The following is a 22,834-nucleotide window of genomic DNA, read 5'->3' as shown; positions in this document are numbered from 1 at the left end:
ATTAGAATTCGCTGAAAGACTTGTTAAAGCTGCTGAAGAAGCTGCAAAAGCAGGTCAAGACAAGAAAGCAGAAGCTGAAAAAGACGGTGTTATCACTCCATCAGAGAAAGAACACTTAGATCTGTCAAATACAATCACAACTGATGCTAAAAAACGTGCCCAGTTCTTGGTTGATAAGTTACCAGACAGCGATGCCAAAAAGGCTCTCCAAGACCGCCTTGACAAAGTCACAACATCAGAAGTTACCGTCAACGATGCCGACAGCAACGGTAAGGCAGATGATAAAGAAAGACTAGAAAAGGCAGAAGCTGCTGTTAAGTCTGTCGAAGCTCTTGCTCAATCTGCTAAAGATAAGAAAACAGAAGTTGAGTCAGATGGTGTCGTCAATCCAGCTGAAAAAGAAGAAGTAGATCGCTTAAATGAAAAAGTGACAGTTAATAAAGAATTTGTCACATCTTTGATAAAGGACAATTTACCGGATAGCCCTGAAAAAGCTGCCTTCATGGATCGTCTTGCCAAAATCATGACTTCAGAAGTTACCGTCAACGATGCTGACAGTAACGGTAAAGCAGATAGCCAAGACAAGCAAGAAGCTGCGCTTGTCGCTGCCGAAGCTGCTGTCAAAGCTGCCGAAGCCGCTGCAAAAGCAGGTCAAGACAAGAAAGCCGAAGTTGAGTCAGACGGTCTCGTCAACCCACTCGAAAAAACAGTTGTAGATGGCTTGAACAAGACAACTATCGATAAGAAAAATGTCGCTAACGCCCTCGTTGACACCTTGGCAGACAGTGCAGAAAAAGAAGCTCTCCAAGCACGCCTTGCCAAAGTGACAACTTCAGAAGTCACTGTCAACGATGCTGACAGTAACGGTAAAGCAGATAGCCAAGACAAACAAGAAGCTGCGCTTGTCGCTGCCGAAGCTGCTGTCAAAGCCGCTGAAGCCGCTGCAAAAGCAGGTCAAGACAAGAAAGCCCAAGTTGAAAAAGACAGCCTTGTTACCCCAGCAGAAAAGACAGCTGTTGATAACTTGAACAAAGCAACTGCCGATAAGAAATCCGCTGCAACTGCACTTGTTGATAAGTTACCAGATGGTGATGCCAAGACTGCTCTCAAAGATCGCCTTGGAAAAGTGACACCTTCACAAGTTACTGTCAACGATGCCAACAGCAACGGCAAAGCAGATAGTCTAGATAGCATAATTGCTAGAGCTGACTTCTTTGTTACATCAACTGAAAAGACAGCTCAAGCTGCCAAGGCAAAGAAAGCTGAAGTTGAGAAAGATGGTCTTGTCACTCCAGATGAAAAACAAGCAGTCGATTCATTAAATGCAGAGGTAACTAAGAGCAAACAAGCTGCAGAAAAATTCGTTGACACGCTACCAGAAGGTAAAGAGAAAAATGAATTCAAAGCACGCCTTGCTAAAGTCACAACATCACAAGTTACTGTCAACGATGCTGACAGTAACGGCAAAGCAGATGACCAAGACAGACTAGACGTTGCAGAAGCTGCTGTCAAAGCTGCTGAATCCGCTGCAAAAGCAGGTCAAGACAAGAAAGCTGAAGTTGAAAAAGACGGTCTCGTCAACCCACTCGAAAAGACAGTTGTAGATGGCTTGAACAAGACAACTATCGATAAGAAAAATGTCGCTAGCGCCCTCGTCGACACCTTGGCAGACAGTGCAGAAAAAGCTGCTCTTGAAGCACGCCTTGCCAAAGTCACAACATCAGAAGTTACTGTCAACGATGCTAACAGCAACGGCAAAGCCGATACTCAAGATGCTGATGTTGCAACCGCTGAAACAGCTGTGAAAGCCGCTGAAGCCGCTGCAAAAGCAGGTCAAGATAAGAAAGCCGAAGTTGAGAAAGACGGTCTTGTTACCCCAGCAGAAAAGACAGCTGTTGATGAGTTGAACAAGACAACTGTTGATAAGAAAGATGTTGCTAACGAGCTCGTTGAAGGTCTGTCAGACAATGCTGCCAAAACAGCCCTCAAAGAGCGCCTTGCTAAAGTCACAACATCAGAAGTTACCGTCAACGATGCCGATAGTAACGGTAAAGTAGATAGCCAAGACACTAAAGAAGCCGCCCTTGCCTCTGCCGAAGCTGCTGTCAAATCCGCAGAAGCTGCTGCAAAAGCAGGTCAAGACAAGAAAGCTGAAGTTGAAAAAGACGGTCTTGTTACCCCAGCAGAAAAGACAGCTATTACTGACTTGAACAAGACAACTGTTGATAAGAAAGATGTTGCAACCGACCTTGTTGATAAGTTACCAGACAGTGCAGTCAAAACAGCTCTCAAGGCACGCCTTGCCAAAGTCACAACATCAGAAGTTACTGTCAACGATGCTGACAGCAACGGCAAAGCAGATGAAAAAGACAGACTAGAAGTCGCAGAAGCCGCTGTCAAAGCTGCCGAATCCGCTGCGAAAGCAGGTCAAGACAAGAAAGCTGAAGTTGAAAAAGACGGTCTCGTCAACCCACTCGAAAAAACAATTGTAGATGGCTTGAACAAGACAACTGTCGATAAGAAAAATGTCGCTGGCGCCCTCGTCGACACCTTGGCAGACAGCGCAGAAAAAGCTGCTCTTGAAGCACGCCTTGCCAAAGTGACAACATCAGAAGTTACTGTCAACGATGCCGATAGCAATGGTAAAGTGGATAGCCAAGAAATTGAGAAGCCTCAAGTAGAACCAAAACCNGNNGATTCACCAAAAGTTGAGAANCCTCAAGTAGAACCAAAACCAGGNGATTCACCAAAAGTTGAGAANCCTCAAGTAGAACCAAAACCAGGNGATTCACCAAAAGTTGAGAAGCCTCAAGTAGAACCAAAACCAGGTGATTCACCAAAAGTTGAAAAACCTCAAATGGATCCAAAATCTGGTGGTTCAGACGGAGGTATCACAGGTAAGGCAGGTCAAACCGTTCTTCCAACTGTAAGCAAACCAGCTGCACGAGCTATCTCATCACAACCTGTTAAGAAAATGTCGTCAACTGACACAGTAAAAGGCGAAAACCTACCAAGAACAGGTGAGAGAAGCAACCAATTAGCTCCGCTTTATGGTGGTGGTATGGCACTTGCTCTAGCTGCCTTGCTTGCTTCTAAAAAGCGTAAAAGAAATAGCGAAGACTAATGACCGATATTCTTCCTATTAAATGGATTTGGTTGAATTGACTTAGCTCTTTTTAAAACGATTGATAAGGCTATTCAACCCCAATAAACACCTCAAAAGTTAGCCTAGCTCTTGAGGTGTTTTTTGCGTTTTATAGTCGAATGACTGTAACCGCGCCATAACGAGGTATCTACCGAGATTGTCAGGTCTCCAGTATACTGTTAGTAGAAAACAGAATTGGAGGCTATTGTGATGTCACAACCTATCGTTCCTTTGGAAACGCCCCAATCTCGTCGTTTTGATAAGAAAAACAAAAACGAGATGGTGCTGAAAATGCGTATTGGAAAAGTTGAACTAAGCTTGTTCCAATCTCTTCATCAAGAAACACTGGAAACTATTTTAGATAAGGTGTAAGCGATTGTCTTCTTTGAGTGGGCGCTAATTACGATATAGTCTTTTGAATTAACTTTGATACATCGTCACTTTCGGCTTGTCGTACTCAAGTGCTGTCCGTGTCTCAGTTTCTTGTTTGAAAGTTAATTCATTTGACTATATAGCCTTTATAGCCCTACTCAACTTGTGGAAGGTGGGTAACAATATCGAACTCTGTCAGTTAGCGACTTTTCGTCCACTTTCTTTTTTCATTTTGAGCCATCGCTCTAATGAATGAAAAATGGACTGTGTTATAATTAATTTATGGCTATTTTTAATATTAATCAGTTAGCTTATCAAATCGGTGATAAGTTAATTCTTAAAGATATTTCGTTTTCAATTCAAGAGGGTGAGCGTGTGACCTTAGTGGGTCCTTCTGGGAGTGGTAAGAGTAGCTTGTTGAAATTGTTATCAACTCTGATTTCTCCGACTTCTGGTGATGTTTGGTTTGAAGGTCAGTCCGTATCCACACTCAATCCTATCGATTACCGTCGTCAGGTTTCCTATTGCTTTCAGCAGCCTGTTTTGTTCGGCGAGACTGTTCGGGATAACATGATCTTTCCTTTTGAGATTCGTCAGCTTCCTTTTGATGAAAAGAAAGTCTTGGAACAGCTTACTCGGTTCAATTTGACGCCTAACCATCTAGACCAAGCCATCAAGGACTTATCAGGTGGTGAGAAGCAGCGTATCGCCCTATTGCGTAATCTGCTTTTTGAACCGAAGGTTTTGTTACTTGATGAGGTGACTTCTGGTTTAGACAGTGCTACCAAGCATCTAGTTAACAAGGTTATTGCCGATTATCATACTAAGGGTCATACCATCATTGAAGTCACTCATGATGAGGAGGAAATTCAGTCAGCCAGTCGTATCATTACCATCGAGAAAGGAGCATTAGTCGATGACAAACGTATCAGTCAGTAATCTATCACTCGTTCTAGCCTTTGGCTTGGTGCTTCTGGCGGTTGGGCTCAGCGCTAAAGAAAAATTAGGCTTGGGTAAAGAGATTGCTATCGCTGTTGTGCGCACCGTTATCCAACTGGTTGTGGTTGGCTTTATCCTGCAATACATTTTTCGAGTTAACAACATCTTTTTAACCTTTGCCATGGTCATGGTCATCATTTTTAATGCCAGCCGTCAAGCCCACTCGCGCAATCCTAATGGTAATAAACACTTATGGCAATCCTGGTTGGCTATTTTACTATCGACTGCCATAACTTTGGGAATTCTGATAGCTTCAGGTGCCATCAAGGTTATGCCCTCCCAGATCGTCCCAATTTCGGGGATGATTGCCAGCAACTCCATGGTTGCCATCGGTCTTAGTTATCGCGCCATGTACAGTCTTTTTACCGACCAACGTCAACAAGTTTTGGAAAAATTAGCTCTCGGCGCACCGGTAAAAATGGCTTCGCTATCTATTTTGCGACAAGCTATTAAAACAGGAGTACAGCCGACCATTGACTCTGCTAAAACGGTTGGTCTAGTCAGCTTGCCGGGGATGATGTCTGGTTTGATTTTTGCAGGGGTAGACCCAGTCTATGCCATCAAATACCAAATCATGGTTATGTTTATGCTTTTGTCAGCTACAAGCTTAGGTTCAGTCATTGCATCTTATTTTGCTTATAAAACCTACTTTAATGAACGCCTGCAGCTTGAGTTTTAGGAATTCTGTGCTGTTAGAAGGTTGTCAGATTCAAACACGGGTAACAATTGCTACAATAGCTATCTCTATTTTTAATGGTTAGAGGATTTGACATTTAATTGCCAATAAAGAAAACTCTTAGGGTTGCCGATTTGACATCGTTCCTAAGAGTTTTTTCAAAGAGCTTAAAAAATGTTGAAGAAAATGGTCACTGGTGGGTTTTGGGGCTGTTCTTTGTCTGCCTCTCCAGTAGTTTTTAGACTTTTTCTTTTATTTCTTCATAAATCTTGCTATAAAAGGCTTTTTCATCTTTTAAGAGTTGGTTGAGTTTGAAGGCTTTTTTAGCGATTTTAAGACTCTTTTGTGCTTTTTTCTTGTTGCCGAGAACTTCAAGTTCATATTTCGCTTTTATGGTTTGTATACTTGCTTGGGGGTGAGCCAGCATTTTTTTGACTGCTTTGGTTTTAGCTAGTTCTCTAGCTTTATTACTATTACCAGATAGGAGTTGGGTTTCGAAGCGGGAGTAGCTGGCGCACATCTTGATAAAAGAGTTTTCCGTAAAGTTAGCCAAGGTCTGCAAATCAGCATCAGCTTTTTCAAAACGCCCTTCAAAAATATCAATCCAAGTATGATTTAGGTAGAAAATTTGGGGGATGCTACCCATCTGCAAGGGGACTTCCTCGCTATAGAAGTCTGTCATTGTCGCCGTGTCGGGTGCGGTATAGAGGATTGCTGCATGTTTTAGAGCTGGCTGAAGGTAGCGACCGTTTTCAGGGAAAAGGTACAGCTCTAAAAGCCTTGCCCCGTCTGTAATGCCATCAGGAGAAGCATTTATCAAGATAAGCCCCAAATTAAAGAAGATATAAAGGCTTGCCCAGTCCCAGATATTCCAAATCCATCCTACAAGGACAGCCACTAGTAAGAGCAGAAGGTGAGTAAGCAGCCCACCTGAGAACATGAGGATTCCTCGAATATCATCCCTATCCTTCTTAATTCCGATGTATTGGGCAGCTGCTCCCAGTACTACCGCTTTCTTCTCAAATTTCCAACCAGTCTTCTGGCGGATAAGGTGCCAATTGCCAATTCCCAGAGCGACCATTTGGTAGCCAGAGAGTTTTCCAAAAAAAGCATGACCTAGTTCATGAAGGAGTAGAATAAAGTAGATGGAAAAGAAATAGAAGATAAAGATACCCAGTGCTACCAAAAGCCAAGTTTCGTCTGTAATTGTACGTTCTACTTTTGCCATAATGGTACCTAAAATGAAAAAGGAATAGATAGAGGAAAGTAGCCCAAGACTTGTCATAATCCGACTAAGCCACTTCAGCTTTGTTTTAGACATATTTAACATCCTTTTATTATTATTTCTTGAATTTTATCATAATTTAAAGAATAGTGAAAGCACTCTCAAGAGAGTCGAGATTATGCTATGTCATCTAAATAGTTATTTTAGTCACAGTGTGACTAAAGCTATTTTTGAGAGTTTAGTATGAACACGCCAATTGTCGTTGTCCTTCTTGCTTGCCTTGCTTAGTTCTTATTTTGACTGTTTGGTGACATGTTTCTGATAGAGTGTCTTGCTATCCCCAGATAGAGCTAATCAAATGGTTTTTGCTGTTAAAACATTTTTCAGCTTTATGATGTGATCAGCATAAGTAAAAAAGATAGGTGTGTTTTAAGAGCGAGGGGGATTTGATAAGTATAGTCTTTTAAATTAATTTTGATACCTGCTCACTTTCGACTAGCCCTACTCATCCTTTTTGAAAATCAAAAGCAGACCTTGTTACCTTGATTTGATGAAGACAGTTCTATCTGCATCGGCATCGCCTCGTCTGCTTTTGATTTTCATTGAGTGTCAAGTACTTCTGTTCCTTGTTCTGAAAGTTAATTCATTTGACTACATATGTTGTTTTGTAAAAAAGAATAATCCTATGAATGTTGGAACAATAGTGTGGTTTTATTTCTCATTGTCCTCCCTAGAGAATATCACTTTTTCTACTCTCCATTTCTGATTTTTTTATGGTAAAATGGTACAGATACCATGGTTTGTTGCAAAGCTGAATTTAACAGCGTTTCAGTTAGATTGAGCTTTGTAAAAAACAAGGTATCTAAAGATTTATGAGATGAGGTAAACAAATGAGTAAACACGTTTTTGAAACGATTTTTGCTGGCAAACCCTTAGTAGTTGAGATTGGTCAAGTGGCTAAGCAAGCGAATGGGGCTACGGTTGTTCGTTATGGTGAATCCACTGTTTTGACAGCAGCAGTCATGTCTAAGAAAATGGCAACCGGTGATTTCTTCCCCCTTCAAGTCAACTATGAAGAAAAGATGTATGCCGCTGGTAAATTCCCCGGAGGCTTTAATAAGCGTGAAGGACGTCCGTCAACAGATGCTACCCTAACTGCGCGTCTCATTGACCGCCCTATCCGCCCCATGTTTGCAGAGGGCTTTCGCAACGAAGTTCAAGTGATTAACACTGTCCTTTCTTATGATGAAGACGCCAGCGCACCAATGGCTGCTATGTTTGGGTCTTCTCTCTCGCTTGCGATTTCAGATATTCCTTTCAAACGCCCAATCGCAGGTGTGCAAGTGGCATACATTGATGGAGAATTCATCATCAATCCAGACAAGGCACAAAAAGAAGCCTCTGCTCTTGAGCTGACGGTAGCCGGTACTAAAGAAGCCATCAATATGGTGGAATCAGGTGCCAAAGAATTATCAGAAGACATCATGCTCGAGGCTCTTTTGAAAGGGCATCAAGCTATCCAAGACTTGATTGCTTTCCAAGAAGAAATTGTCGCCGCAGTCGGTAAAGAAAAAGCTGATGTAGAATTACTTCAAGTTGACCCAGAAATTTTCAAGGAAATTAACGACAAATACTATGATGATTTGGCGCGTGCCGTCCAAGTTGAGGAAAAACTAGCTCGTCAAGAAGCAACTCATGAAGTGCGTGAACAGGTCTTTGGAGAATACACCGATCGCTATGCTGATGACCCAGAATTTGACCGCATCTATCGTGATGTGGCTGAAACTTTGGAACAAATGGAGCATGCGGAAGTGCGCCGTCTCATTACTGAAGACAAGATTCGTCCAGATGGCCGTCGTGTTGATGAAATTCGTCCGTTAGAGGCAGAAATTGACTTTTTGCCAAAAGTTCACGGTTCAGGTCTCTTTACACGTGGGCAAACCCAAGCGCTTTCAGTGTTGACACTTGCACCGATGGGAGAAACTCAGATTGTCGATGGTTTAGATCCCGAGTACAAAAAACGCTTCCTACACCACTATAATTTCCCACAATACTCTGTCGGAGAAACTGGGCGTTACGGTGCCGCCGGTCGTCGTGAAATTGGACACGGCGCACTTGGTGAGCGTGCCTTGGAGCAAGTGCTTCCAAGCCTAGAAGAATTCCCCTATGCCATCCGTTTAGTGGCAGAAGTTTTGGAGTCCAATGGGTCATCCTCTCAAGCCTCCATTACAGCAGGAACGCTAGCGCTTATGGCTGGTGGTGTGCCCATCAAAGCACCCGTTGCAGGGATTGCCATGGGTCTCATCTCAGATGGCACCAACTATACAGTCCTAACCGATATTCAAGGTTTGGAAGACCACTTTGGTGATATGGACTTTAAAGTGGCGGGAACTCGTGAAGGTATCACAGCCCTCCAAATGGATATTAAAATCGAAGGGATTACGCCACAAATCCTCGAAGAAGCGTTGGCACAAGCCAAAAAAGCTCGTTTTGAAATCCTTGATGTCATCGAAGGAGCGATTGCTGCGCCACGTCCACACCTAGCACCAACCGCACCTAAGATTGATACGATCAAGATTGATGTGGATAAAATCAAGATTGTCATTGGTAAAGGTGGCGAAACGATTGATAAAATCATCGCTGAAACAGGTGTTAAGATTGACATTGATGAAGAAGGAAATGTTTCCATCTATTCTTCCGACCAAGATGCTATTGATAGAGCTAAAGAAATCATTGCTAATTTAGTTCGTGAAGCTAAAGTTGGCGAAATCTATCATGCCAAAGTGGTTCGTATCGAAAAATTCGGTGCCTTTGTCAACCTCTTTGACAAGACAGATGCCCTTGTGCACATTTCAGAAATCGCTTGGACACGCACCAACCGCGTGGAAGATGTTCTTGAAGTTGGTGAAGAAGTGGATGTCAAAGTCATCAAAGTTGACGAAAAGGGTCGCATTGATGCGTCGATGAAAGTTCTCGTACCACGTCCAAAACCAGCTGAAAAACCTGAGGAAAAGATTTCAGACAAAAAGGAAAACTAATCATGGAAAGATTTAACATTGAGTTGGGCTTAGCCCTTCGTCAATTCATTGAAGAGCCAGATAATTTTCTGCGTAGCATTGCCCTCGTCAACAGCATGCACACCTATCCTGTACTAGCCAGTTCAGAACCTTATGCTATTGCTATTGATGGGCAGAAGTTAACCCCTGTTTTTACGAGTACAGAAGACCTTGAAGTCTTCTGTCACGAACACCCGTCAGCCTCCAAGCAGGAATGGATTGAGCGCTCAGCATTAGACGTTCTTGAAGAAGTGATTTTACATCAGCTGACAGGATTGATTTTTAATGTGAAGAAAACAGGAGATTTCAGCAACTCAACGATTTTCCAATCTAGCGAGATGATTCAGTTTGTTAATACTTTTACAGAATTGATCAATGACATCATGAGTGATGAGAATCAAGCTGCTGATTTATTGGAAAAAGTTTATCTGGTGCCAGTCTTTATTTATCCCAAAGCTGATGGGACACACGAGCGTCGTTTCCCGACTATGGCAAATGAATTGGACCAAAGTTTTGTTCCCGTCTTTTCAAGCCTGCCAAACTTTGCGGATTGGTATAACAATGAGGAATTCGGCTTGCCATTTAGAGAAATGGGCGGTTCAGTCTTTGTATGGAAGTTAGCAGAAATTTTACAAGCAGATGGTAAAGAAGCTGGTGATACGTTAGGCGTTGTGGTCAATCCTTTGGCAGAACAACAGGCTATCGTTGAGTGGGCTGGTATCAATAAGTAAGCATGAGATATAGTCACATGAATTACCTTTCAGACAAGGAACGCAAGACGCGAGCAGTACTTGATTTTCGAAGGCTGTGAATAAGGCAAGTCAACAGTGACCATGATCAAAGTTAATTCAAAAGACTATAAAAATAGCTAAACTATCAAGGGTTTAGGATGAGATAAAAAAGCAAAAGGAGGACTGGTATGGGCTGGTGGCGAAAATCAATCGATATTGTTAAAGAGTTAGATCCAGCGGCTCGTACGTCTTTAGAGGTGGTTCTCACCTATCCTGGTATCAAGGCTCTTGCGGCACATCGCCTTTCTCATTATTTATGGCAACGTGGGTTCAAATTGATTGCGCGGATGCATAGTCAATTTTGGCGATTTTGGACCAATATTGAAATCCATCCTGGGGCTGAGATTGCTCCCGGGGTTTTCATCGACCATGGAGCAGGTCTTGTGATTGGTGAAACGGCTATGGTTGAAGAAGGTGTCATGCTCTATCATGGAGTGACGCTTGGTGGTACTGGTAAAGATACTGGTAAGAGGCATCCAACCGTACGCCGTGGTGCGCTAGTTTCGGCGCACTCTCAGGTTATTGGACCTATTGAAATTGGCGAAAATGCTAAGGTCGGTGCGGGTGCTGTTGTAGTGTCAGATGTGCCTGCAGATGTGACGGTCGTCGGTGTGCCAGCCAAGGTGGTTCGTGTGCATGGAAAAAAAGATGAGTTGGTCAATCACGCGGTTGAAGAAGACCGTAAAAGCCATTATTACGCTTCCAAAATGGAAGAAGCGGCGGATAAGAGTCATCAGTCATCCCACCTTTAAGCAATCTAATCCACCGAACCAAGTTAATAGAGGGTAATGAAAAAAGGAGTATCAAAGATGAAAAGTTTTTTGAAGCTCAATTGGTTGTTTTTGCTTGCTTGTATTTATCTCACCATCGTACTGTTACGGTTATTAACGAAAACATCAGTTGAAAAGGGCGATTTATTTTTAACTGTCATCTGTTTACTAGGGCTTATATCAGGTGTTTGGACCATGTACCGTAGAACATCTATGCGAAAAAATGACAAGGAGAACTAAGTGATTAAAATTTACGATACCATGACTCGCAGTCTCCGTGACTTCGTGCCTTTAGAAGAAGGCAGGGTTAAGATGTATGTCTGCGGACCAACGGTGTATAACTATATTCATATTGGAAATGCTCGCTCAACCGTGGCTTTTGATACGATTCGTCGCTACTTTGAATACCGTGGCTATCGTGTTGATTACATTTCTAATTTTACCGATGTGGATGACAAAATCATCAAAGCGGCTAAGCAAGCACAGATTTCTACCAAAGAGCTGTCTGATAAGTTTATTGCAGCTTTTATGGAAGATACGGCTAAGTTGGGGGTCAAGCCTGCTACCAAAAACCCTCGTGTTATCAACTACATGGATCAGATTATTGCCTTTGTGGAAACACTTGTGGAAAAAGGCTTTGCTTACGAGTCGCAAGGTGATGTTTACTTCCGTGTTGAAAAGTCGGAGAACTATGCTAAATTGGCTAATAAAACTTTAGCTGATTTGGAAATCGGGGCTTCAGGACGTACCGATGAGGAAACAGCTCGTAAGGAGAATCCAGTTGATTTTGCCCTTTGGAAATCAGCGAAAGCTGGTGAAGTTTCTTGGGAAAGTCCTTGGGGAGCGGGTCGTCCGGGTTGGCATATCGAATGCTCGGTGATGGCGACAGAGATTCTAGGTGATACTATCGATATTCATGGCGGTGGAGCTGATTTGGAATTTCCACACCACACTAATGAAATTGCCCAATCCGAAGCCAAAACAGGACATACCTTTGCTAATTACTGGATGCACAATGGCTTTGTCAATGTGGATAACGAAAAAATGTCCAAGTCACTAGGTAACTTTGTGACAGTTCACGACATGTTGAAAACAGTGGATGGGCAGGTGCTTCGCTTCTTCTTAGCGACCCAACAGTACCGCAAGCCGGTTAACTTCACTGAAAAAGCCATCCATGATGCAGAAGTTAATCTTAAGTATTTGAAGAATGCTTATCAACAGCCACTCCAAGAAACTGTGGATGGCGACAGCTTTGAAGCATTCAAATCACAGTTCATAGCAGCTATGGACGATGATTTCAACAGTGCTAATGGTCTTACGGTGCTGTTTGAGCTAGCGAAGTGGATTAATTCTGGGCATTACACAGTTTCTATCAAAGAAGAATTTGCAGCTATGTTAGCGGTCTTTGGCATTGTCTTCCAAGAAGAAGCAGAAGAAGTTCTTGATGCAGATATTGAAGCTTTGATTGAAGAACGTCAAGAAGCACGAGCTAATAAAGATTTTGCGCGTGCCGATGCCATTCGAAACCAGCTAGCCGAACAAGGCATTAAGCTCTTAGATACCAAAGATGGCGTGAGGTGGACACGTGATTAAAGCAACTCAAGTGGATGTCAATTTGATTAATGGGATTGCCCTTGCTTTTGAAGGGGATGCCGTTTACTCTTATTACATCCGCCGTCACCTGATTTTTACAGGTCAAACTAAGCCTAATCAACTTCATCGCTTAGCCACTCGCTACGTATCAGCCAAGGCACAAGCCAACCTAATCACAGCCATGTTAGAAGCGCAGCTTTTGACCGAAAAAGAAGAAAATATCTACCATCGTGGGCGCAATACCAATAGTCGCACCAAAGCTAAGAATGCGGATGTCGTGACCTACCGAATGTCAACTGGTTTTGAAGCTGTGATGGGCTATCTGGATATGACTGGTCAGACTGAGCGTTTGGAAAAGTTAATAAATTGGTGTATTGATTGGATAGAACACCAAGCCTAAAAAAAGGAAGTTGAGAAAAAATGCTCAACGTCCTTTTTGTTATTATAGGAGCTTTATACTCAATAACAATCAAAATCAGACTATCCGCCGCAGGCAGCGCTGAAGGTCATCAATCAAGTCAACAGGGTCTAAATTTGATTTTCAAAGCGTATCAAGGTGCAGTGTTTGACTAAGTTCTATCGTCAAAAGGCTATATTTTTGCTTTTTATTTCGTTTAGTCATTGCCACCACGAGGGATTACTCACTTGAAGTGATGGGGGATTGTGACAAAACCTTAACCTGTTCAGAAAAAAACTGGAGTGTCCATAAAGGAACATACGCCAGTTTTTTAATACTCACAATAACAATCAAAATCAGACTATCCGCCGCAAACAATGCTGAAGGTCATCAATCAAGTCAATAATAGGGTTAAAATTAATTTTCGAAGCGTATTAGTCTATCCAAAAGGCATACAGGTAGGAAAGGCAGCTAAAACTAAAAATAAGGTAGAACAGCCCGATACGAATGCTATGAAATGGTTTATGAAGTCGAACGAGTGTCAATAGTGTCCAAACGATTAGAACGGTGACAAACCAGCCAGAAATGAGCCGGCGAGGTGTCAGTCCGAAAAGGTAGATATAAATACCAAAGAGTTTCCAAGCAGCGAGAAGTGCAAAGATGAGAGAAAATGCGAATAAGCAAGTTAAAATGAGTTTGCCAATCTTTTTATCCCAGATGGGAGATGATACGAAAAAGTAGCTTCCAGCAAGCGTTGTAAAATTCAAGAGGGCTACGCGAACCAGTTGCCAAAAACCAGATACGGCTGTCTCAGAAGCTGCCTGTGGACTAATCGTCTGTGCTTGAAACAGTGCCTGTAAATCAGAAAAACCAAGTATTAGAAAGAGCAAATAGATAAAACACAAACTGCCAATGATAATGTAACTGCTAAAGACAGGAAGAGTCCTATTGTTATTAAGTTTTTCTTGGAGAGCTTGATAGCTTTCATCGCTTTTTCTTCCTCTAATCAGTGGACCAAAAAGCAGTCCGTAGAGGTAGGCACCTACAGGCAGAGATAAAATGGCATAGCAAAGAAATTCGATGAAAAGGTCGTACCAGCTGAACTGGAAATAAATAGCATTTAACTGGTCAAACCAGTGATCAGTGACCAGTTTAAATTGCTGGGAGACGGCTTGCAGCTGGCTGATTGCAAAGGCGACTAGTAGGATTGCTACGCCAATAGAACCTAAGAGTGTCAAGATAAATTGGGGATTTACTTTGGACTTGTTGGATTTTTGAAGAGGAGGGTGACCAAGTATTTGAGAGCGAAGGCGAATGTTTTTGATAGGGATAGTCCAAAAGCCTCGCCAGGCATCTCTAAGAAAGAAAATACCAAATCGCCCTTGAATGAATTGCTTGTTGCGAGCTAAGACATAGTAGATGAAGGTTAGATGGAGTCCAACTAGACGAAAGAAGTCAAATTGGGCTTGAATCCCCCAAATGGCAAATCCTAGCAATTGGAGAAGGAGAGAACCAAGCAGCAGCATATCTTCTGGTGATTTTTGTTTGATGCTATCCAGATACACTTGATTTGGCTGATTCCATTCGGTGATGATAATCGTCAAAAGAGCAGCTAAGACGAGGTAAATAGGATTGTTGTTAAAAAGATTGACAATGTAAAAGTAGGCTGGAAGATAGGTGAGTTGTGCTCCGATTTTATAATGGTAAAAGTCTGAATCAGAGAGTTTTTTTAGGTAGAGAGGGATGAGGGGTTTCTTGAAAGAGGAAGGGTTTTTCATGTTTTTATTACTCACTTTCTGCATCGGGAACATACTCGATGATGTCGCCTGGCTGACAGCCTAATTCGCGACAAAGAGCATTCAAGGTTGAAAAGCGAATGGCTTTAGCCTTGTTATTTTTTAAAATCGATAGATTGGCAGGGGTCAACTCGATTAGTTCGGCTAGCCGCCCCGCACTGATGTGTTTTTGTGCCATGACAAGGTCTAAGTTGATACGAATCATAAACGTTTTTTCCTCTCTTAGATGGTATAATCGACATCATTTTGTAACTCAATAGCTTTGCCAAAGGCGTTGCGAATCACACGAATAACTAGGGTCAGCGCAATACCAGCTGCCGTGATTAAGAGCATTGGAATGTAGCAAGTTACTCCCATCAGAAACGAAATGGTTGTAATCGCAGCAGCCTCCCATCCTAAGCGTTGAAGACTGCGAACATTTGACTCGATAAAAATAAGTCCTTTACCGATTCTGTTGATGAGTTGAAATAAATGATATAGGAAAATTAAAGATATAAATCCAATGCTATATCCTAAAACTAACATTGTCATGTAGCGATGAGCACCTTTTAGGAGAGGCGACGGATAAATAATAGCTAAATCAACGACCCAAGTTCCCGTTGAAAGTAGAACAACAGCTCCTATAAAAAGGACGATTAGGCAAATTTTGGTTAAGACAATACTGAAATCTTCATAACTTTTATGGTTCATGATGGTCATCTCCTGATTAATTTTGAAAATAGTATACCATAAAATTATCGAATATCAATAAAAAAATATCGTTTTTTAATAATTAATAATTGATTAACGATAAAAATTCAAAGAAAACCCCTACGGTTACATCAGCCTATTGCATACCCACTTTATAAAGGGAGCGCATTTGTAGAAGAACTTGAGAATCGTTCTCAAGACTGATGTTATCGTTTTCATTATCTGTCATAATAAGTTTAATGGAGGATTTGATTATGGCAGATCAACGAATGACGTATCATATTGATAGCAACATGCAATTTCCTTTGGTGGAGATTGCTCTGGAGGCTGGAGAGTCTGTTTATTTGCAAAAAGGGAGCATGGTTTACCATACACCAAGTGTCCAGTTGAATACGCGCTTAAATGGACGTGGGGAAGGTCTGGGAAAAATGCTGGGTGCGCTTGGACGATCGATGACGTCGGGAGAATCACTCTTTGTGACCCAAGCCATTTCGACAGAAGATAATGGTCGATTGGCTTTAGCACCTTCTATGCCGGGTCAGGTAGTAGCGCTTGAATTGGGCGAAAAGCAATACCGCCTCAATGATGGTGCCTTCTTAGCATTGGACGGATCAGCTCAGTATCGTATGGAAAGACAATCCATCGGTAAAGCTTTCTTTGGTGGTCAAGGTGGTCTCTTTGTGATGGCGACAGAAGGACAGGGAACCCTTCTGGTGAATGCTTTTGGTTCGATTAAAAAGTTAGAGCTTCATGGAGAGAGTATGACGATAGATAATGCCCATGTTGTGGCATGGAGTGATACCTTAGATTATGACATTCACTTAGAAAATGGCTTTTTACAGTCAATCGGTACTGGTGAGGGTATCGTCAATAGTTTTAGAGGTTACGGTGAGATTTATGTGCAGAGCCTTAACATTGAAACTTTCGCCGAAGTTGTAGGAGGACATCTTACAACTTCTGGTCGCGGTAATGGCGGCTGGTCAGGATAATGGGCGTTAAGACAGAAACGGTATTTTGGATTTATCTTGATTAAATCTTGATTAAATCTTGATTGAAGTTGACGAGTTGAGCCAAGGGCTTGACTCTTTTTTTGTAGTATGGTCAAATGAATGAACTTGCAGACAAGGCACAGAAAAGCCGCAGACAGGACTTGATACCCAATGAAAATCACAAGCAGTCAAAACGACGCCGACGCAGATAGAGCTGAAGGTCATCAAATCAAGTCCGCAAGGTCTGCTTTGGATTTTTAAAGAGATGAGTAGGGCATATCAAAAGTGACCATGTCTCACAGTTAATTCAAAAGACTATAAAAAGCTTTTCTGATGCCTAAGTAACTGTGCTAGAAAGAGGTTGATTGATGTTAGCATTTTTATCAGAAAATTCTTGTCATTTCCTTAGCTGACAGAGCTGACTTATGCTATAATGGTATAGATTGGCAAATACAAAAGAATTTGTATTTGCCTAAAGCTATTGATAAAAATGATTATAGGAGACAGACATGTCAAACGATATTCGTGTGCGCTACGCACCAAGTCCAACGGGTCTTTTGCATATCGGTAATGCCCGTACAGCACTATTCAACTATCTTTATGCACGTCACCATGGCGGCACCTTCATTATCCGTATTGAAGATACAGACCGTAAACGTCACGTTGAAGATGGTGAGCGCAGCCAGCTTGAAAATCTTCGTTGGTTGGGGATGGATTGGGATGAAAGTCCTGAAACCCATGAAAACTACCGTCAGTCTGAACGTTTAGAACTTTATCAAAAATACATCCAACAATTACTTGACGAAGGTAAAGCCTACAAATCATACGTTACAGAAGAAGAATTGGCAGCAGAGCGTGAACGTCAAGAAAAAGCTGGCGAAACCCCACGTTATGTCAACGAATTCCTTGGCATGTCAGAAGAGGAAAAGGCAGCCTACATCGCAGAACGTGAAGCAGCGGGTGTTATTCCAACTGTCCGTTTGGCAGTTAATGAGACAGCTATCTACAAATGGACGGATATGGTCAAAGGTGATATTGAGTTTGAAGGTGGCAACATTGGTGGTGACTGGGTTATCCAGAAAAAAGACGGTTTTCCAACCTACAATTTTGCAGTAGTAGTGGACGACCATGACATGCAAATCTCTCACGTTATTCGTGGAGATGACCACATTGCCAATACACCAAAACAACTCATGGTCTATGAAGCCCTTGGTTGGCAAGCACCTGAATTTGGTCACATGACCCTCATCATCAATTCTGAAACAGGTAAAAAACTCTCAAAACGCGATACCAATACGCTTCAGTTCATTGAAGATTACCGTCGCAAAGGTTATCTGCCAGAAGCAGTCTTTAACTTCATCGCTCTTCTTGGTTGGAATCCTGGTGGCGAAGATGAAATCTTCTCACGTGAAGAATTGATTCATCTCTTTGATGAACGTCGCCTCAGCAAATCTCCAGCCGCCTTTGACCAAAAGAAATTGGACTGGATGAGCAATGACTACATCAAGAATGCGGACTTTGACAAGGTGTTTGAGCTTTGCAAACCATTCCTTGAAGAAGCTGGTCGTCTGACAGACAAGGCTGAAAAATTGGTGGAACTTTATAAACCACAGATGACAGCTGCTGACGAGATTGTACCATTAACAGATCTATTCTTCTCTGACTTCCCAGCCTTGAGCGATGCCGAAAAAGAAGTGATGGCAGGTGAGACTGTTCCAACAGTCCTTGCAGCCTTCAAAGCCAAACTTGAAGCCATGTCAGATGAAGGTTTCCAACCAGAAAATATATTCCCGCAAATTAAGGCTGTTCAAAAAGAGACAGGTATTAAAGGGAAAAATCTCTTCATGCCGATTCGTATCGCCGTTTCAGGGGAAATGCACGGCCCAGAATTGCCAAATACCATCTACCTACTAGGACGCGATAAGTCTATCGAACACCTTGATAATATGTTACAAAGTCTTTAATAGCAGAAGAAGAGCGGGACTTACCTGACTCTTCTTTTCTAATTTGTATCGTCTTTTGAATTAACTGTGAGACAGGGGCACTTTCGACTTGCCCTACTCATACCCTTTGATAATCAAAAGCAGGCGTCGTTGACTTAATTTGATGAAGACAGTTCTATCTGCATCGGCGTCTTGTGTTCTTTGTCTAAAAGTTAATTTATTTGACGATATTAAAATTAAGAAAGAATATATGATACTCATCAAACCATTCAGGAGAGAGGATAGATGGAATTTTTTGGAATTGAATATTACCTACTGGAATTCACAGCGATTTGGTATATTTACCAAGACTTGGTACAGAGAAAAGTAAAGAAATACTATTTTCCTTTTCTCTTACTATTATCAATTGTCTTTCTAGTCCTAATCCCAGTAAATGCTTTCCTACCTCTCTGGCTCACTTTTTTCCTACTATCCCTATTGGAAAAAGAAGCAAGAACGATTTGTAGGCATTTATTTTACAGCGGTTTATCAGTGGTACTTTTTGACCTCTTTTTAAGGTGTTTTTACATCTTTGTGTTTCCGGTTTTACTAAGAGGGATTGCTTTTCCACCCTATCTCAAACCTTTGGGGATTGTACTCATTTTCCCATTTTTAATACTAATCACTAAGGCTCTAAGGCGTCTTTTTCGCATTGATTACCCAACCATTTTGAAAATGCCAGATAAGCTGGTTCAACGCTATATTTACGCCATGAATGGGCTCTTTTTCCTTTACTACATTATCCATTATACAGTCTTCTTGAAAAACCCATCAGTGATGGCTAACTACGATCGTGTAACACTCTTTGCCTCTGTTATGGTCTTGGTCTATGTGCTAACGCTTTTGAATCGAAAGGCTGGAGAACTACATGTTTCAAACGTTGAAAGAGAAGAAAAGCAGTATTTGGAGAATTTGGAACAATACAGCCAACATTTAGAAGGTATTTATCAAAATATCCGATCTTTTAAGCATGACTATGATAATATCTTGATTAGTCTCAACGAAAGTATCTATCATGGGGATATTGATGAGATTAGACGCTCATTTGCAGAAGTTTTGAAAAAATCTCAGGACAGAATGGAAGATGAAGATTATTTATTCTACCAATTGATGCCAATAGCCAATAATCATATTAAATTAATCGTGACGAAAGATTTGTTGGAAGCAAAACATTCAGGCATTCAAGTTTCCGTATCGCTTGCTGATTCAGAAGATGTTCCTATGCTAAATCAAAAGGATGCCATTACCCTACTTCATAACATGCTTCAACTGGGTATCCACCATGCTAAACTCAGCAAAAAACCAACCCTACGGCTGGTTGTCAAAAAAGTCGAGAATGGCTTTGAAGCCAGTGTGTCTTATAGCACTTCTGTAGAAAAATTAGTCTCCAGTTGTTTGCAGTTTGATAGTCAAAGCCCCCACTTAGATGATCATACGAGCACGGCATCAAAGACTATCCGAGAGATTTTCCAGAGAAATCTTAATATTTCGATGGCTTTTGAAGTGGTTCTTATATGGCTAAGGATACTTTGATTATCAATTCCTATGAACAGGAGGGAGTATGAGTTTAGGATTAATTAAGGATTTTTTGGTATTTACTACCATGTGGTTGATGTACTGGCTGGTATTTCTTCACGTCAGTGATATTAATCTCAAGAAACGGTATTTGTTACCGTCTGCCTTTGTAGTTATCGTCATTAACTACTTCTTTCAATTAGAAACATCCCCATTTATTTTTTGCGTGTTTTTGGCTACTTATTATTATCGAAATCCAAAGGAAAGTTTTTACAAATATATTTTGTACAGTTTTTTTCCTGTGGTGACGGTCGATATTATCTCAAGAGCAATAGCCTTATACCTATTATCGCCACTGCTAAATATTACTCCCGAAGCACTAGATAAGGATTACATTCTTTTATACATTAGTTATGGTGGTGTATTTCCCGTCTATTACTTTCTAAATAAAATTTTAAACCTTAATTTCAAACATATCCAAAAAGGAACGACAGCAAAGAAGAACTTTTTATCTAATATGTTTAGTGGGGTTTTACTGAGCTATTACTTGATTTTTACCTATAGTGCTGTAGCAGAGGTTTTATTTCCAACCTTGTTAAATTTTTGGGATTACCGCCAGCAGATTCTGTTCATTTACATACTCTTGTATTTCTGGTTGTTGTCCGAAGTTAATCATGAAGCAAAATTAGAAATGGATCGCAAATTAGAAGAAGCCAAGGCTGAAAAAATCAAAGCGCTTGAGGATTACAATCAGCATATTGAAAAATTATATGGCGATATTCAGAATTTTAGGGAACATTATGAGGCCTCCTTTAAAACCCTGCAAACCTTAATTGATGAGGGTAATCTGGCAGACATTCAAAAATCGTATGGAGAAATGATTGAGGGACGTAAAATGAAAGTGGAACGCTCTCAATACGAATTGGGGCGTCTAGTTAATTTAAAAGTTTCGCCGATTAAAAGCATCTTATCAACCAAGATGATTGAGGCTCAAAGCCAAAATGTTGAAGCCTTTTTAGAAATTCCGGATGTGATAGATGAGATTTATCTAGATGTTTTGGATTTGGTCATTGTCTTGTCCGTCTTTTTAGATAATGCCATCGAAGCAGCCAAACAATCGCATAGACCGCACATCAGTGTTGCCTTTTTTGAGAGAGAAGAGAGTCAATTACTAGTCATTGAAAATAGCATAAGCAAGGATAGTGTTAATATGTCTAAAATATTCCAAAAAGGATATTCGACAAAAGGACCAAATAGAGGGATTGGTTTAGCAAATGTTCGACAGATTTTAGAGAACTATCCAGAAACGATTCTATCTACCAAGGTAGGACAGCATAGCTTTACACAAATTCTAGAAATGAGACCAGAGCCATGAATATTTTTATCTTAGAAGACAACCTCTATCAACAAGAACGGTTATTGGGAGCTGTCAAAGAAATTTTAAAAGAAGAAAACTTATCTGCTCGTCATTTGGCAGCTTATAGTAAAGCCACAAATTTACTTGATAATGTTAAAGAACGAGGAAGCCACCAGCTCTTTTTCTTTGATATTGAAATCAAAGATGAGCCTCGTAAAGGCTTGGAAGTTGCTTCAGAATTGCGTCAAATGGATCCAAATGCGGTGATTGTCTTTGTAACAACTCACTCAGAATTTGCTCCAATAAGTTTTAAATACAAGGTTGCCGCCTATGATTTTATTGATAAAAACTTAGATCCAGATGATTTCAAAGAGCAGGTTCGCGACAGTATTCTATATACCGCTAGTCTATCGAAAAGTTTACAGACTGAAGTAGACTATTTTGATTACAAATCTGCCAAGGCGCAGGTTAAAGTTCCACTTCACGATATTTTGTACTTTGAAACATCACAAACGGCACATAAATTAATTTTAAGGACGAAAACGGAACGTTTAGAATTTTATGCAAAACTATCAGATATTGAAAAAATGAGCGATAAATTCTATCAATGTCACCGGTCGTTTTTAGTCAATTTGGACAATGTGAACGGTGTAGATAAGGCTGAACAGCTGGTTTATTTTGAAAATGGAGAGTCATGCCTTGTTTCACGTTTGAAGATAAAAACCTTGATCGCGAAATGGGAAAACAACATTTCAGGACGAAAAAACGACATTTCATGATTTTTAACTGGTTAAAATCTGGCGATGTGATAAACTAATACACAGTAGAGGCGAGGAACTCTCTCTTAAAATTGACTGTTCGATGCATTTCAATAATCTCCACCCTCGCTTTCTAATTTAATCTCCTTTCTAGTTTCTAATCTCCTATTTAAACTAGAAGCTAAAAAACCTGTCACTTCTGGCAGGTTTTTTGCTTTATAAATAAGCCGCCACCAAAAGTCTTTGACTTTACGATCTGTCTTTCGTAACCGCGCCATAACGAGGCGACGCTTGCTAAAAAGGAAGTGCTAGAGGTTTATTTACCGTGGGCTGAACGAATTCAGAACAACTGCAAATAGAAAAGTTTTCAGAGTCAAGTTGACTTTGGAATGTTTTTCAATATACCTCGTTATTGGGCGCTTACAGTCTTTTGACTCAATTGTGCTAGATGGTCACTTTCGACTTGCCCTACTCATACTCTTTGACTTTACTATCAGTCTTTCGTAACCGCGCCATAACGAGGCGACGCTCGCTAAAAAGGAAGTGCTAGAGGCTTATGTACCGTGGGCTGAACGAATTCAGAACAACTGCAAATAGAAAAGTTTCCAGAGTCAACTTGACTTTGGAATGTTTTTCAATATACCTCGTTATTGGGCGCTTACAGTCTTTTGACTCAACTTTGCTAGATGGTCACTTTCGACTTGCCCTACTCATACTCTTTGA

At 41.1% G+C, this 22,834-nt stretch carries 18 protein-coding genes and 1 pseudogene; 15 read left to right on the top strand and 4 right to left on the bottom strand.

Annotation, left to right across the window (positions count from 1 at the left end):
* Positions 1-10: 10 nt before the first annotated feature.
* From A3IA_RS13760 to A3IA_RS0109045, 5 genes and pseudogenes are all read left to right on the top strand, one after another.
* Positions 11-2,683, top strand: a pseudogene (locus A3IA_RS13760) (GA-like domain-containing protein); the annotation flags it as partial.
* A 174-nt stretch (positions 2,684-2,857) separates the two neighbouring features.
* Positions 2,858-3,124 carry an LPXTG cell wall anchor domain-containing protein gene (locus A3IA_RS13755; RefSeq protein ID WP_483294760.1) on the top strand — a complete coding sequence of 89 codons (267 nt, stop codon included), beginning with the start codon at positions 2,858-2,860 and terminating at the stop codon, positions 3,122-3,124.
* A 231-nt stretch (positions 3,125-3,355) separates the two neighbouring features.
* The gene (locus tag A3IA_RS13280; protein WP_018381002.1) at positions 3,356-3,517 is read left to right on the top strand and encodes a hypothetical protein; all 162 of its coding nucleotides are present in this window, start codon (positions 3,356-3,358) and stop codon (positions 3,515-3,517) included.
* Between the two features lie 282 nt (positions 3,518-3,799).
* On the top strand, positions 3,800-4,456 hold the full coding sequence (locus A3IA_RS0109050; RefSeq protein WP_018381001.1) for an ABC transporter ATP-binding protein: 657 nt from the start codon (positions 3,800-3,802) through the stop codon (positions 4,454-4,456).
* Positions 4,434-5,195, top strand: coding sequence for an ABC transporter permease (locus tag A3IA_RS0109045; RefSeq protein WP_018381000.1), 762 nt, complete (start codon positions 4,434-4,436; stop codon positions 5,193-5,195). Before A3IA_RS0109050 ends, A3IA_RS0109045 begins: the two co-directional genes overlap by 23 nt.
* 235 nt (positions 5,196-5,430) lie before the next feature.
* Here the strand turns inward: A3IA_RS0109045 and A3IA_RS12060 are convergent, their stop codons facing one another.
* Positions 5,431-6,513: a site-2 protease family protein gene (locus A3IA_RS12060; RefSeq protein ID WP_018380999.1), complete on the bottom strand. Its 1,083-nt coding sequence runs from the start codon at positions 6,511-6,513 to the stop codon at positions 5,431-5,433.
* Between the two features lie 794 nt (positions 6,514-7,307).
* On the opposite strand from A3IA_RS12060, the gene pnp reads away from it, so the two are divergent.
* The 5 genes from pnp to A3IA_RS0109010 all read left to right on the top strand — a co-directional run bounded on the left by pnp (position 7,308) and on the right by A3IA_RS0109010 (position 13,027).
* The gene (gene pnp, locus A3IA_RS0109035; protein ID WP_018380998.1) at positions 7,308-9,455 is read left to right on the top strand and encodes a polyribonucleotide nucleotidyltransferase; all 2,148 of its coding nucleotides are present in this window, start codon (positions 7,308-7,310) and stop codon (positions 9,453-9,455) included.
* 2 nt (positions 9,456-9,457) lie between these two features.
* Positions 9,458-10,204: an SseB family protein gene (locus A3IA_RS0109030; protein WP_018380997.1), complete on the top strand. Its 747-nt coding sequence runs from the start codon at positions 9,458-9,460 to the stop codon at positions 10,202-10,204.
* A gap of 188 nt (positions 10,205-10,392) precedes the next feature.
* Positions 10,393-11,016 (top strand): serine O-acetyltransferase, encoded by a 624-nt coding sequence (cysE, locus tag A3IA_RS0109025; protein WP_018380996.1) that lies wholly within the window; start codon positions 10,393-10,395, stop codon positions 11,014-11,016.
* A gap of 258 nt (positions 11,017-11,274) precedes the next feature.
* Positions 11,275-12,627 (top strand): cysteine--tRNA ligase, encoded by a 1,353-nt coding sequence (gene cysS / locus A3IA_RS0109015; RefSeq protein ID WP_018380994.1) that lies wholly within the window; start codon positions 11,275-11,277, stop codon positions 12,625-12,627.
* Positions 12,620-13,027: a Mini-ribonuclease 3 gene (locus A3IA_RS0109010; protein WP_018380993.1), complete on the top strand. Its 408-nt coding sequence runs from the start codon at positions 12,620-12,622 to the stop codon at positions 13,025-13,027. Before cysS ends, A3IA_RS0109010 begins: the two co-directional genes overlap by 8 nt.
* A gap of 431 nt (positions 13,028-13,458) precedes the next feature.
* Here A3IA_RS0109010 and A3IA_RS0109000 read toward each other — a convergent pair whose 3' ends face one another.
* The 3 genes from A3IA_RS0109000 to A3IA_RS0108990 are packed head-to-tail and all read right to left on the bottom strand — an operon-like array spanning position 13,459 to position 15,519.
* Positions 13,459-14,802, bottom strand: a complete 1,344-nt coding sequence (locus A3IA_RS0109000; protein WP_018380991.1) for a DUF4153 domain-containing protein — start codon at positions 14,800-14,802, stop codon at positions 13,459-13,461.
* Between the two features lie 7 nt (positions 14,803-14,809).
* Positions 14,810-15,025: a helix-turn-helix domain-containing protein gene (locus A3IA_RS0108995; protein ID WP_018380990.1), complete on the bottom strand. Its 216-nt coding sequence runs from the start codon at positions 15,023-15,025 to the stop codon at positions 14,810-14,812.
* A 17-nt stretch (positions 15,026-15,042) separates the two neighbouring features.
* Positions 15,043-15,519: a DUF2975 domain-containing protein gene (locus A3IA_RS0108990; RefSeq protein WP_026217654.1), complete on the bottom strand. Its 477-nt coding sequence runs from the start codon at positions 15,517-15,519 to the stop codon at positions 15,043-15,045.
* Between the two features lie 245 nt (positions 15,520-15,764).
* Here A3IA_RS0108990 and A3IA_RS0108985 point away from each other — a divergent pair, with 245 nt between their 5' ends.
* The 5 genes from A3IA_RS0108985 (at position 15,765) to A3IA_RS0108965 (ending at position 22,132) form a co-directional block, all read left to right on the top strand.
* Positions 15,765-16,499, top strand: coding sequence for a TIGR00266 family protein (locus tag A3IA_RS0108985; protein WP_018380988.1), 735 nt, complete (start codon positions 15,765-15,767; stop codon positions 16,497-16,499).
* Between the two features lie 509 nt (positions 16,500-17,008).
* Positions 17,009-18,463 carry a glutamate--tRNA ligase gene (gene gltX / locus A3IA_RS0108980; RefSeq protein WP_018380987.1) on the top strand — a complete coding sequence of 485 codons (1,455 nt, stop codon included), beginning with the start codon at positions 17,009-17,011 and terminating at the stop codon, positions 18,461-18,463.
* Positions 18,464-18,727: 264 nt separating this feature from the next.
* On the top strand, positions 18,728-20,014 hold the full coding sequence (locus tag A3IA_RS0108975; RefSeq protein WP_018380986.1) for a sensor histidine kinase: 1,287 nt from the start codon (positions 18,728-18,730) through the stop codon (positions 20,012-20,014).
* 28 nt (positions 20,015-20,042) lie between these two features.
* On the top strand, positions 20,043-21,371 hold the full coding sequence (locus A3IA_RS0108970; RefSeq protein ID WP_018380985.1) for a GHKL domain-containing protein: 1,329 nt from the start codon (positions 20,043-20,045) through the stop codon (positions 21,369-21,371).
* On the top strand, positions 21,368-22,132 hold the full coding sequence (locus A3IA_RS0108965; RefSeq protein ID WP_018380984.1) for a response regulator transcription factor: 765 nt from the start codon (positions 21,368-21,370) through the stop codon (positions 22,130-22,132). Before A3IA_RS0108970 ends, A3IA_RS0108965 begins: the two co-directional genes overlap by 4 nt.
* The last annotated feature ends 702 nt before the right edge of the window (positions 22,133-22,834 follow it).

The sequence above is a fragment of the Streptococcus thoraltensis DSM 12221 genome, assembly GCF_000380145.1.
GTDB classification, from domain to species: domain Bacteria; phylum Bacillota; class Bacilli; order Lactobacillales; family Streptococcaceae; genus Streptococcus; species Streptococcus thoraltensis.
The sequence above is the reverse complement of the archived record's forward strand: the minus strand, read 5'-3'. Positions and strand labels throughout refer to the sequence as shown.